Here is a 14,586-nt window from a genome sequence, read left to right as displayed (position 1 = left end):
ATTAGCACCTTGTATGAGTACTAATTAGTGTGAAATTTATACGGGTGTTTTGCGAGTTTGTGTGATATATTCAGTTGGAGAAACGTTGTATTTTGCTTTAAATGCCCTTGCAAAATAATTAGGGTTAGAAAACCCAACAGCATAAGCGATTTGTGAAATTTTCATGTCATTTTTTTGTAAAAGCGCAATTGATTTTTTCAATTTTACCGAGCGCACATATTCCACAGGAGTTTCACCAGTCAGACTCAATACTCGATTATAAAGAGTACCACGACTCACAAACATTACTTTGCTGAGTTCTTCTACCGTCAAATCGGGGTCTTCAATGTTTTCTTCTACATATTTAGATAGTTTTAACAAAAACTTTTCATCTTCTGATTCTATTTCTATTTCGGGTGTTTCGAGCTGAATATGTTTGCTGTAAGTACTTTTTAATAAGCTATTTAAGCTGAGCAAATTTTCTATTTTGATACTAAGTAAATGAAAACTAAAAGGCTTGCTCAAATAATCACTGGCACCTGACTCTAAACCTTTGAGTTGGTTTACTTCTGCGGACAATACCGTGAGCATAATCACAGGAATATGTTTGGTTCGGGTATCATTCTTGATTTTTCGAACCATTTCGACACCGTCAACACCGGGCATATTGACGTCGCTAACAATGAGTTGCGGATGGTAAGATAGGGCTTTTTGCCAACCTTGTCGTCCGTCAGAAGCTTCAATAACTTTGTATTTTGTTTTTAAACTTTCCACCAAATATGCCCTTAAGTCATCGTCGTCGTCTACAATCAAAACAATTGGGAGTTCAATTTTGGGTGGTTCAGATTTGGCAAAATCTAAAACAGGTGCAACTTCTGTTTCAATGGCTACAAGGGGCGACTGGGCGGCGTCTAATGGCGACAAAGGTAAAGAAATAATAAAAGCACTTCCAACACCTTCTTCGCTCTCAACCTTGATAGTTCCTCGATGAAGTTTGACAAATTCTTGAGCAATTGACAAACCTATACCACTGCCCTGATTCAGAATATCGACGTTGTTGTTTATCTGAAAGAATCTTTCAAAAATTTTATCAGTACTTTCTTTCGATAGCCCTACGCCTGTATCTCTGACAATCAAGCGAACCCCTGATGCCCCTTCTTGAGCCATCTGAAAGCTGACATTACCGCCTTCATTCGTAAATTTTATAGCATTTGACAATAAGTTAATGAGGATTCTCTCCATTTTATCCTTGTCAAAAGACGTATGATAATGACTATAGACGCTCACAAAGTGCAAATGAATACTTTTGCGAACAGCGATATACTTAAATGAGTCCACGATTTCTTGGCAAAAAGAGACTAAATCTCCCTCAGTGGCATTTAGGTTTAACTCATTTGCTTCAATTTTTCTAAAATCTAATAATTGGTTTACAAGATTTAGTAAACGTTTGGCATTTCGACTAATCAAATTGAGCATTTCTAGTTTTTCAGTACTATTTTCTTGAAACATCAAATTTTCAATCGGGTTGAGCACCAGGGTAAGAGGCGTTTTTAGCTCATGACTCAAATTGGTTAAGAACTTCACTTTTATTTTTTCAAGCTCTGTTTTTTGCTCTGCGTCGTGGCGCTCTTTTTCAATCAAATGCTTCATTTCTAGTCGCTCTTGTTCACGAACAAACTCACGTTTGAGCTTTTGAATTGAGCTTCTACGAATACCCCAGACAATGAGCGCAATAGCAATGGCATAAACCAAATAGGCGTAATAAGTCATCCAAAAAGGGGGCTCAACTATAATTTTAATTACCTTTTCGGGTGTTTCCCATGAGCCATCTTCGCTATATGCCTTTAGGTGAAAGATATAACTGCCTGGGTCGAGGTTGGTGTAAACTGCTGTAGTGGCAGTGCCCACTTGATTCCATTCTTTATCAAATCCTTCGAGTTTATAAGCATATCTACTTTCGTGAGGTACGGTATAATTGAGTGCCATAAAATCGAGCGAAAAGTTTTGTTTATAACTCAACACTATTTCTTTGGCTACTGATATATGCTCTTGTATTTCATTGTTTTCTATGGGATTTACTTGTTTGTTGTTGATTTTCAGACTGGTAATAACCAAAGGAGGAATATTTTTTTTCTGTAGTATTTCGGCAGGATTAAAGTAATTGAAGCCATCTAAGCCACCAAACAACAACTGCCCGTCGGAAGTCTTTAACCCCGACCCTATATTAAAGGTGCTTTGTAGTACACCGTTGTAATAGCTAAAGTTTCGAAAAACTTTTTTCTCATTATCAAACGAACTAATGCCTTTGTTGGTACTTACCCAAATTTTGCCTTTAGAATCTTCTAATATTTTGTAAATCACATCATTAGACAATGAATGTGATTCGTCAAATATTTCAAATGTTCGAGATTGAGGTTTATACAAACAAAGTCCCCCTCCTTGTGCGCCTACCCAGATTTGCCCTGCGTGGTCACAATAAATACTCTGAACTTTATCAATTGGAAGTTTGCTGTTGATATGATTCAGCACTGTAAACCTTTTTTGTTGAAGGTTAAAAACCGCAATACCTGTGCCATTTGACCCCAGCCAAATATTTCCATTTTTATCTTCTTCGATAGCAGTAATAAATCCATTTAAAGGGATTTTTTGAGAAGGTTTTAGCCCAAAAATCTTCTCTGTCGTGATGAGAGATTGTTGGACTGGGTCAAATAAATAAACACCATTACCGTTGGTTCCGAGCCAAATATTTCCTTGGCTGTCTGTTTTGATACAATTGACAGGCAAGTCTCTACTATCTGTTGGACTATATGGTAGGAAATAGTACTTTGAAGCGCCTGTAGTCATGTCAACACTATAAAAACCTCGTTGATATGTGCCTACCAAGAGCGTTTTTCCAGAAACTCCTAAAGCAATAATAGAGGCCGTGTTAGCTTTTTCCTCTTTGAGTTTATAGGGATGAATTTGTCCTGTTTTTCGATTCCAGACATTGAGACCTGTGCCCTCTGTACCTATAAAAATATCTCCTATTGGACTTTCGGCAAAAGCCATTACAGAACTTCCTGTTAGACCGTTGGGGTCAAATACGTTGTAATGTTTATGATTAAAGAACGTTAAATTTGAGTCATATTTATTAACGCCACCTTGGTGGATAGCTACCCAATAGATTCCTGCGTCGTCTATGTAAATGTCTCGTACTGAGCGACCTCCGTTGTAGATGAAAAAACTATTAGGTTCTACGGGCGAGCTTTTTACACGAATTACTTTCCCTGTTTTTGGATTAAGAATATTAAGCCCTCCATCTGACCCAATCCAAAGTTGTCCATTTTTGTCAAAAACCAATTTATGAATCGTATTACTAACAATGGTGGCGTTATCGTTGGGGTTAGACACATAATGCTGAAAAGACGTTCGGTTTTTGTCTAGAACATTGATACCTCCTTGATCGGTACCAATCCAAAGTTGTCCTTGTTTGCTTTCGGTAATACAATGTATATTGTTGGTGCTCAGGCTACTGGTGTTATTGCTGTCGTGTAAATATTTTTTGAAAGTTTTTGTATGAGAATCATATTCTTGGAGCCCGTTGGAAGTGCCAAGCCAGATATGATTTTTATGGTCTTCGTAGATACAATTGATAACGTTTGGATTAATCTTAAATGAAATCGTTTTTTTGGTATGGGGGTCAAACTGAAATAACCCTGAATAAGTACCAACCCAAATTTTACCAGCATGGTCGGCATATAAACATATTATCCAACCATAATTGGTAAAGTCATAATTAATAAATGAGTTAAGATTTAGATTATAAACAGATAAGGTAAAATTTGTGGCAAGCCAAATGTTGCCCGTCTTGTCTTGGACAATATCTGTCACAGGACCTCTGCCGATACTTGTGCTATCAGTTTCTTTGTGGCGATAAACACTAAAATTCTGACCGTCGAACTTATTGAGTCCATCCTCTGTACCAAACCACATAAAGCCATTTTTATCTTTGATAATGGCATTAATAGAATTTGAGGAAAGTCCATTTTTACTACTAAAATTGATAAACTTATATTCCTTCTGTTGTGCAAAACCACAGAAATGAGATAGAATTAGGAATAAAAAAATAATACTTTTCCTCATAGTAATAATAAAATTGCTTCACAGGATTTTGGACTTGACCCACTATTGGGTATCGTTATGAAAGAATCTAAGATTTTTGACAATCGGACGATTCCTTTTACAAATAACAGATACGCAAATGACCGATAATCATTTTCAAAAGTAAAAATAGCAATATTATACCTTGAACATGAAATGTTTTAGCGGGCTAATCACTCAGTATGTAAGAGCCTTGAAACATTGGATTGCAAAAATCCCGAAGCAACCCAATGCTCAAGAACTATAGGTATAAGATTAAGAGATAAGTTTAGAGTTTACTAAGACTTTTAAACAATTTCGGATTTCGGATGTTGGATTTCGGAAGTGTAAGTTTCTTTTTTTGTAAAAAATAAAGGCATCTTGTTATATATCCGAAATCTCAAATCCATTGACTGCTGTTAAAGCTCTATTTGCTTGTATTGGCTTTGATGGCATCTGCTACATACGAATAGGCTAACTTGCGTACATACTGACCATTCCAAAGACCGATTGGCTCATCAGCTCTCCAACTCGAATTGGCAGGGCTATCAAGCGGACTCCAAATGGTAATGCCGTATCGTTGAGCCGCAGGAATTAGTTCAAAGTATTTGTCAATAACATATTTGTACATTTCTGCTTGTGCCTGATATTGCTCTTTAGTAGCGTCAGCGGTTTTGATACCACCTAAGCCAATATCTAATTCTGAGATTTTAATCAACTTGCCACTAGCAGCTAATAGTTTGAACATTTCGGCTATTTTGTTTTTATCGGAAGTAATACTAATGTGCATTTGAGTACCTATGCCATCTACTTTTGCTCCTTTACTTTCGATATAATTTACATAAGCAATGATTCCTTTACATTTGTCGAGGCTATATTCAAGGTTATAGTCATTAATAAATAGCTTGTCATCTGGATTACCGTATTTTCTGGCTAATTGGAATGCCGTTACAGCATAATCTTTTCCCATATAATCTTGCCAGAAGAACTCATCCGAAGAAATCGTAGTACGACCTACAGCAGTTTTTAGCTCATAAGGTTTGCCATCGTCCATAGGCTCATTAACTACATCCCATGCTTTTACATAAGATTTACTGACACCCATAATGCCCGACATCCATGTATCCAAAGCGCTGGTAATCAGGCTTGTTTTTTCAGATGTTGTTTTTTCTGCTAGCGTTACAGTACCACCCGAAGCTTTGGTGCTTTTGAGAACAACATTATCGATATATACTGTTCCACCAAACTCTCCATAGCTGAATACCAATCTAGATTTGTCAGAACCTGATACGGTTGTTGTTAACTCTATTAATTTCCAATCTTTTGTTACTGGTACCTGACCATAGCCATTTGATGTGTAAGAAGCACTTTGTAGTTCTGGTCTAATAATTCCTTCGGCAGTACCTTTTACCCAAAAAGAAAGTACATAGGATTCGCCATTATTTAGATTTTTCCCAAAATCATATAATGTTTGAACATCCCAGTAGTTTGCTGATTTTGAGGGGTTTGTTACAAAAAAGGCTTTCCCTTTGTTGTTATATCCTAAACCATCAGCCGTTACACCTCTCGATGAGCTACCGCCCCAGCCTCCCCAACCTGAGCCTGACTCAAAATCGCCATTGGCTACAAGGTTGGTGACTACTGGAGTGCCTTGGGTATCATAGATATAGAGGTTGTTGATGTCGATGTAATAGTTCACATTTGGTTTATAGCCCAAATCAAAATTGAGCTTAATGTTATTTCCTGTAAAGTCACTAATCTGAAATCTAACTTCTTTCCAAGAAATCCCTGTCGTAAATGTTGCAGAGGCCTTTCCTGATTTAGTCCAGTCAATCGAAGGGGTGTTGTTGCTAAGTCCTTCAAAAGAGATACGTCCTTCGCCAGCTATATCGGATTTGATATAGCACACTACTTCGTATTTGTGACCAGGCACAACGGTAATAGAAGGCGTGGTCAGTTGTAAAGCAGTAGCAGAAGAAGAACTTGCCGAAGCAGTCAGCTTGATAGCCTTTGTACCTGCTCCCATACCTGCGTTGTTGGCAATCGAAATACCAGCACCACTATTGGTTTGAGTCCAGCCTGTAAAAAGATTGTTATTTAAAGGGTTAGTGTTTAGGTCATTAGGAAAAGATGGCGCTGTTACGAGCATGGGTGCAATCAGGCTGTTCAGATAGCTCGCATTTTGATTGGCATGCCAGCAAAGGGTATGTCCGTAAACGGAAGTACCTGCTTCTTTGGCAGCTGCCAATAGTTTTGAAACATTGTCTAATGCCAAAGAGCCATTAGACTGTACCACAGCGCCATGCTTCATTTCATATCCTAGGGCAATTTCATCGAAATTTTTATTGGCTAGGCGATACATTACCCCTTTGTTGACGTAGTCGTTGAGAGAAAGCGCTACGCCAAACTTGAAGTTAGGATTAGAGGTGCGGTTTATATAGGATTTGAGCGCAGGATAGGCGTCAATATTTTCTTGTAAAGCAACACTTTCGGGTTTGGTTGTGGCAAACTCTAGCGGCTCAAATTTAGTACACGAAGCCAATACGATGCTCGTGAACCCCAAAGCTATTTGATATAATTTGTTCATAGTGAGTCGGTTATAAGAATGAGGTTACTTTGCTACAGGAGTAAAAGTTTCCATTGTTACAGCACGATCACGCATGACCAAGGTATCGCTTGTAACTACTTTCATTCCTGTGAGATTTACTTCGTAATTGAGATAAAGAGCATCACGGTCTTTGTTGCCCCAGCTATTTTTTTCTCCTTTTTTGACAAAAGCCCCTGTGCCCGTAGCTGTGATACCTGAGGTAGCCGATGAAATTGTACATTTTCCGTTATTGTCAAATTTCAAGAGTAAAGAGGTACTGATATTTTTTCCGTCTTTATCTTTAAGTACTACAGGAAAAGTAAGCTCACTCAATGACTTGGTCGATAGCATATTCACTTCATCTTTTTCTACATACTGCGCATGTCTAACAATGGTTTGATTTACACTACCACTTACAAGGTCTTTTCCTCTTCTTAGATAATTGCCATGCCAAGGATTCACGAACTTAATAGCATACAGAATATAATGTTTGCCATACAAAATAGAATCGGCATCGGTTACTTTAGTCATTGTTAGTGGAATAACGTAGGTGTTTTTGATGGCTTTGGGGTCAGCAAAAAACGCATCAGTAAGTTGTACATCTACTCCACCAGCAATCGTTCCTGCTGGAATCACGATTTTGTCAGAGGCTAGCTTGAAATAACTGCTTGGCATCGGTAGAATTTCGTCTTTGCCAGAGCCAAATCGCATCCCACTTCCTAGTAGTGAGTTATCTACAGATACCGTTACTGCTACATCTTTTTTGCTGTAATACGCTCCGCCCAATGCCGCATAAATTTGACATTTGTACTGATTATCTAGGTCGGTGTTTACCGTCAAATCTTCTCCTAAAGTGATAGTTCTTACAGGATATTGATAAGCAAAATAGACAGTTTGGTATTTGTAGTCTGGAAACTCCTTTTCGACATTACACGAAATGAGTCCCATAACGAATATTACTAATATGAAAATCGAATTCTTCATAAGTATGAATATTTTGTTTGTCATCCTTTCAGCCTAGTTTTTATAAATAATCAACTAGGCTGAAACGTGACTTTTGAGAAATTGTAAATACTTAATTATTGAGCTAATTTCAAGTTTTTATTAATTCCAGCCTTGATTTTGCTCTAGTGCCGAAAACTTCAGTACCTCCGAATATGGAATGGGTCCATATTTCATATAATTCTGATATATCCTTGATTCAACTGTTGGAAGTACCGTAAACGCACCACTACGAATACTTATACCTTTGGCAGATTCGGTAAGATTCGCATCCCAGCGACGTAAATCCCAAAATCTGAATCCTTCAAAACAAAGTTCCAAACGGCGTTCGTTTCGAATCAACTGGCGCATTTGTTCTTTATTATTTTTGATACTTTCGAGATAGGCATCATTGTTGGCTAAACCAATTCCAGCACGACGACGGATGGCTCTAACGATATCATAAGCCGAATAGGCATTGGTTCCTGTACCTGTAGGTCCCCAAGCTTCGTTGGCTGCTTCGGCATAACTCAAGGCAATTTCGGTATAACGAATATGCGGTTTGTAATGACGCTGATTGGTCGATGAAGTTGGGTTTAGGTTCACATCCTGACGTAATAGTTTACGCATATAATAGCCTGTTCGGGTCGAAGTGGCTACTTTATTGAGTCCATCGTTGGTAGTTCCATCGGTAGCGGTATTAATAGCAGTGTTGTTGACACCAGCCGTAGCTCCGTTGACCAAAATAAACATTTTCAAACGAGGGTCACGATTAGTATAAGGGTCATTGGCATTATAACCACTATTAGAATCGCTAATTGGGTATCCATTGATAGTCGGAAAAGCATCTACCAAGTTTTGTGTTGGATTGATTCTACCATTTCCAAAAAGTGTTGGTGGAAAATTTGCTTGTTCCAAGTCACGGTTTTCGCCCCAGTTATTACGCCAAAGTATCTCAGGAGGATTAGCGCCATCTTTCAAAGCTGCAATTTCTGTCGTGTTAGAATACCACGTAAGTCCGCTTGCTACATTGCTAGTAATAGCGTTGATTCCACCGTTAAGATTCAAAACTTGAGCCGAGTAGTTTGCTGCATCAACCCATTTATTAGCATTGTTTGGGTTAAAAGCAGGGCTTGCTGCCAAAAGCGCCACTTTTGCTCTGATTGCTTTGGCAATACGCCCACTCAAAAGACCGCTAAAGGTTACCCCAAAGGCGCGGTTGTATTGTTCGATGGTAACGGTGCCGTATTTACTTGGAATTTGAGATTCTTGTCCCGACGTTAAGTTCTGATAATCAAGAGGCAAACGAACATCTGCGCTGTCAAGGTCTGTATAAATCTGTTTGATACAATCTTCAAAACTTGCTCTTGGCAGATTATAATTGTCTGATGTAGTTTGAGGTTTTACCAAAATAGGTACACCTAACATATTACCTCCTTTTCCTAATCCTGCATGAGCCTGTAACAAATTGTACATCAACAAAGCTCTAATACCAAATGCTTCGCCCTTGATACGAGTAGCAAATAATTTGCTTGCCACAGGATCTATAACCCATGTTACTTTGTCTACTTCACCAAGCATGATATTCATGTACTGAATTCCTGCATAACAGTTGGTCCATTGGTTGGCTGGATTGTTATTGGCGGTCCATTGTCCAGTTGCCATTTTTAAATAACCGTTAGTTTGGTCATTGGTTACGGCATCGTCGGTAGCCACATCGTTAAATGACCACGAGTTGCTCGGAATACGGTTGTATCCATTCAATAAAACACCAAATGGGAATCTTGAATCGCTTGGTAAATAGGCACTTGGGTCTAATTGCCTGTTGTTTTCCTGTGCAGGCTCAATCAAATCTTGGCAACTTGAGAGCAAGAGGATACAGGCCAAAAATTTGAATATACCCTTATTCATATTCATCATAGTATCAGTTTCTAAGTATGAGTAATAAACCTAAAACAATGCTTTTACACCTAGGTTGAAAAATCGAGTTTGTGGTGAGCTAGCGACATTAAGTTCAAGAATTTCACGATTTTGGGCAAAAGTCAATAAATTGAAACCATTGATATATACGCCAAGCTCACGAACAAACGATTTCATTTTGAGAATATCAGTCAGGTCATAGCTGATTTGTACTTTTGCCAAATCAAATCGATTGGTGCTATACATCCAGAAATCAGACGAACGGAAATTATTATCGCTACTCAAAGTAGTAAGACGAGGATACGTAGCTGTCAACTTAGTAGCTTCTGTCCAGCGATTGCGAACGACTTCCGAATATTTATTTTCACCATATACCCAGAAATACGAATTGTTACGCATAGCATTTGCTCCAAAACGACCAACACCCATTGCCAAAAACGTAAGTTTTTTCCATTGTGCCGAAAGCGTTACGCCCATAGTAAATGGTGCGCCAAACCAACCTCCTTTTCCTAAAAATACTTCATCACGAGAGTCGATAATACCATCTCCATTTTGATCTTTGTACTTGATATCACCAGGTTTTACTTGACCAAATGTTTGTGAAGGAGAATTTTTGATATCATTATCATCTTGGAAAAAGCCTAAGTTTTGCAATCCCCAAATGCCGTCCAAAGCTTTACCTTGTCTGTTTTGGTAAGCATTTTCGTAAAGCTCTGCTCTTTTTACAGCGGTTGTTTGGTAATAAGTACCATTGATACCCAAGTTCCAGTTTACATCTCCAATTTTCTTGTTCAAATTGGCAGAGAAATCAAAGCCAACACGCTTATCTTCGTTATAATTAACATAAGGAATAAAAGAAGAGACTGGCCAACCAGTTGTAAAGTATGAAGGAAACAACACAGATGCTTGAATGATATTACCTGTGATTTTATTCATAAAGAAAGTACCATTCAGACTCAAAAGGCGATTAAAGAAGGTTCCTTCTATACCAATGTTGATTTCTTCTCTTCTTGGAAATTTCATATTAGGATTATCTCCTCTTCTCGATTCAGTTGCCTGAATACCCGTTCCGTCTTTCCAACCATACCATGAGCCAGCTGTGGTATAAAATCCTTGATAGAGATAATAATCAGAAATATCCAAATCGGTATTCAAAATGCTTGCTGAAGCTGTGAGTTTTAAATCGTTGACAATACGTGAATCTTTCAAGAAGTTTTCACGACTCAATCTCCAACCTAACGAAACCGATGGCGAAAACGCCTGACGATTACTTGGTGGCAACTTAGCAGAGTGAATATAAGCTGTACTCAAATCCACGTAGTACTTGTGATTGTAATTATAGCTTGCTAAAAAGCCAAGGTTTGCATTACTAGTGCGGTGATAAACCGCTGATTCGGACTGCTGGAAACCATTAGCCAACAAAATCGCAGACAAGTTGTGGTTACTACCAAAAGTTCGGTCATAGTTCAATTGACCCGAAAAAGCGATAGTTTGGCGATACCAGTTACCACTCACATTTTGTGTTCCAGATTTAGCATCTTGGTTATACACTGTCAAACTACTAATTAGGTCGGTACCGCTATAGTTATTCCACGCTGGCGAGTACGTAGCATACGAGTAATTGTATGACAGCGAATAAGCCGTAGCGTAGTCTACCGCAAAACCTGTACGGAATGACAACCCTTTCAAAACATTACGTAAATCAGCCTTCAGACCAGTATTAAACTGAAATTGACGGTTTGAATACTGGTTGTTTCCTCCTGCGTAAATCGTTGCGATAGGGTTAGTTTGGTCAAGTTGCGTACCTCCTAGTAAATATTTGCCATCAATAAGGTTGTTACTATTCTGAATCCAAATTTGTGAAGCCGCATCTTCTTTTTCGATTAAATCTATCGGAATTAAAGGTGCAAAACGATTGGGACGTACCGTAGCGGCATTGCCCCAATAATCTGTATTTACTCCTCTTCCTGTATAGAAAATGGCCGTTGCGTCGGCATTCATCGAGATATATTCGTTGAGCTGAATATCAAGATTTCCTCTAAAATTAAGACGGTCCGAATTGTTATTGTTTTTTGCTTCGCCAAAGTTCAATAATGAACCAGTTGTTGAATATCCTAAGTTGGTGTAATATCTTACACGCTCGTTTCCTCCCGAAATTTCTGCGGTAGCGTCATAACGCATAAATACATTTTTGAGATAATCTGAAGAATAAAAATCTACATTAGGATAACGGTATTTATTGCGCCCTGAACCATAATTATAGATATCCAATTCCGAATACAAATCTGTCAAACCATCATTTCTACGAGCTTCATTGTACAGGCTCATATATTCTGCTGAACCTAAATACTTAGGGTAGCTCTTTGGAATATTGATACCGCTATTTACTCTCAAATCAAATCGGCGCTTTCCTGCTTCTCCACGCTTGGTTATGACATTGACAACACCTTTAGCAGCACGGCTACCATAAAGCGCTACCGCATTGGCACCTTTCAAGAAAACAATTTCTTCTATTTCGGTAGGAGCCACATTACCAGTTTCGCGAGGTACACCATCAATCATAAACAGATAGTTACCCATGCCCCAATTGCTATTACCATTAAAGCCAGAAGCAAAAGCCTCCATGCCATCGAGGGTAGATGTAAAATAGTTTTTGTTTAAAAGCTCTTTTACATTTACCGAAGCAACACCCCCCAATAAGTCTTGTTTTTCTACCTCCCGAAAAGCAGCGTGAATCAAATCACGTGTTTTTTCTGGCGTAAGACTAATTTGAGAAATCGCTTTTGTAATGGTAATATATTTTGTTTCAAACCCTTTAGCCGAAATCGATAAAACATCATTTTTGGCTACTTCATATTCAAAAGAACCAAAAGCATCTGTTGTAACGGCTTTGCTATTTTCGGCAGCGCTTGTTACAACCGCCCCTTTCAAAGGTTGATTGTTTATCCCAAATACAGTGGCCTTAATCTGTATGGTTGGGTTGTCTTGTGCCCTCGATGTTACAGGCTGTAACATCATGAGCGTACACAAGAAGAGGAGTATTTTTATGAACTTCATTTGCTTTACATTAATCTTTTCAAGGTATGATTATAGTATTAGCTCTGATTACCAACCAGGGTTTTGAGCAAATTCTAAATAGAGGTTGGCATCGTTGTTTTTGAGCGGTAACCAATAATGCTTGTCGGTAAACTTGCGTTCCAAAATGGTGGTCTCACGAATGTTCAACACTCTGTTTTCTTTAGGATCTTTGTTGGGATCAAGTGTGCTGGCACGATCAAACTCTATCGATTTTTTCAAAGTATAGGGACTTTGGGTAAGCAACAACCAACGGCGTAGGTCGTTGAATCGGTGCCCTTCAAAAGATAGTTCAACGGCTCTTTCACGACGAACTTCATCCATAAATATATCCAAAGACGCCAAAAACTTAGTTGCCACATGCCCAACACCAGCTCTGTCACGGATGGCATTGATGGCATCTACGGCAGTTTTGCTGTAACTGGCCGATTTACCTGTTGGAGAGCCATAACCTTGTGCCGCAGCCTCGGCATACATCAAATAAATATCAGCCAAACGCATATAAGGTAGGTGGATATTCAAGCTTTTGTCATAACTGTATCCTTGGTCGTATTTATTTGCCGTTCTTGGTACAAACTTGAATAACAAGTATCCTGTACGACTTCCTGTAGCAATGTCACGATACGAACCACCTGTGTTAAGGTTGGCATAACGGTTGTTTGCCTCGCTGGCGTTTGGAATACTTCCTGCAACCATTTTTACCCCATCGAACACAATATCATTATAAAAACGAGGGTCACGGCCTTTCCAAGGATACTCAGGATTATAACCTGATTCACTATCAGCTTGAGTAACATCTTTGATTGGCAAACCATTGGCCATACCATAGTAATTAACGTAGTTAGAAGTTGGTAGAAACTTCACATCACCTTCGCTAATAATGAGTGGAGAATACTGCTTGCTTGTTCCCCAGTTCGAGCTATTGGCACCATAATAAGGACCTCTAAAAATGGCCTCAGTTCCCCCTGGAATATTCCAGTTTTGTCCTGTGGTATAAAAATTGGTATAGTACTGAGCAAAAGGAACTAAGCTATATGGAGCTTCGCCACTTTCGCACAAGGATAATAATTCAGCAAAAGCATCTGCTGCTTTTTTGCAGTATTCTGCATTGTAAGTACGGCTGCCACCTGACACTGAGTTCATCAATGGACTACCTGCCCAAAGGTAATTTTTCCCTAAATAGCCCAATGCCATAATCTTATTGATACGGAGTTGGTTTTTACCTAAGGTTCTTTTTCCTGCTGTGGTATTATCCCAGTTGGTAGGCAAAAGATTCGCAGCTTCTCTAAAATCGGCAGCGGCCTTGTCGGCACATTCACTGTATTTGAGTCGAGGTAAGGTAAGCTTTTGGTCACCAGGAAGCACTTGGTCGATATAAGGTAGTCCACCAAAATATTGCATAAACATAAAGTGGTACCAGCCTCTAAAGAATAATAACTGTCCTTTGATAAGGTTTTTCTCTTCCTGAGTTGCATCGGTTAATTTATCGATATTAGCCAAGCCCATATTAGCTTTACGAATAGCATACCAACCTAAGCCCCAAAGTGATTTTGTAAAGCGGTCGTCGTTGGTTAGGTTATTGTTACGATCCATCCAACCTGCTTGCCAGCCGTCAAAGTTGCGTTGCCAGCCCCAAAAATCACCATTGTCGATTTTTACACAAAAGTGAAAAGTTTGGGCTGTAGACTGAATTTCATCTTCTCCCCAGTTCCAAGAATTTGTCCAATATGCATTCGAAAAGTCTGGAATACAATGATATAGCTCTTCAGTAAAACCTTGAAAGTTAACAAAGTTTTTAAAGGCATCCTTGTCTGAAACCAATGATTGGGGGTCACGGTCGAGGAAATCCTTGCAGGAGGTAATTCCAAAAGTCATGGAAAGACCCACCGCCACAAACAAGAGTTTAATTTTCTTAATCATGCTTT

At 38.8% G+C, this 14,586-nt stretch carries 6 protein-coding genes; all 6 read right to left on the bottom strand.

Annotated elements, in window-relative coordinates; genetic code table 11:
* Positions 1-36: 36 nt before the first annotated feature.
* Positions 37-4,101, bottom strand: coding sequence for a hybrid sensor histidine kinase/response regulator transcription factor (locus tag QM491_RS16535; RefSeq protein ID WP_283328670.1), 4,065 nt, complete (start codon positions 4,099-4,101; stop codon positions 37-39).
* A 424-nt stretch (positions 4,102-4,525) separates the two neighbouring features.
* A complete protein-coding gene (locus tag QM491_RS16530; RefSeq protein ID WP_283328669.1) occupies positions 4,526-6,685 on the bottom strand; it encodes an endo-1,4-beta-xylanase in 2,160 nt (719 codons plus the stop codon).
* Positions 6,686-6,709: 24 nt separating this feature from the next.
* A complete protein-coding gene (locus tag QM491_RS16525) occupies positions 6,710-7,669 on the bottom strand; it encodes a DUF5627 domain-containing protein (RefSeq protein WP_283328667.1) in 960 nt (319 codons plus the stop codon).
* Positions 7,670-7,789: 120 nt separating this feature from the next.
* Entirely contained in the window at positions 7,790-9,577 is a 1,788-nt protein-coding gene (locus tag QM491_RS16520) for a RagB/SusD family nutrient uptake outer membrane protein (protein ID WP_283328665.1), read from the bottom strand.
* Between the two features lie 39 nt (positions 9,578-9,616).
* Complete coding sequence (locus tag QM491_RS16515) at positions 9,617-12,643, bottom strand: SusC/RagA family TonB-linked outer membrane protein (RefSeq protein ID WP_283328663.1); 3,027 nt, start codon at positions 12,641-12,643, stop codon at positions 9,617-9,619.
* A 48-nt stretch (positions 12,644-12,691) separates the two neighbouring features.
* The gene (locus QM491_RS16510) at positions 12,692-14,581 is read right to left on the bottom strand and encodes a RagB/SusD family nutrient uptake outer membrane protein (protein WP_283328662.1); all 1,890 of its coding nucleotides are present in this window, start codon (positions 14,579-14,581) and stop codon (positions 12,692-12,694) included.
* Positions 14,582-14,586 lie beyond the last annotated feature (5 nt).

Origin of the sequence: Flectobacillus longus (genome assembly GCF_030056705.1) — a bacterium.
GTDB classification, from domain to species: Bacteria; Bacteroidota; Bacteroidia; order Cytophagales; family Spirosomataceae; genus Flectobacillus; species Flectobacillus longus.
Note: the sequence above shows the minus strand (reverse complement) of the source record. Positions and strands in the feature narration are given on the sequence as shown.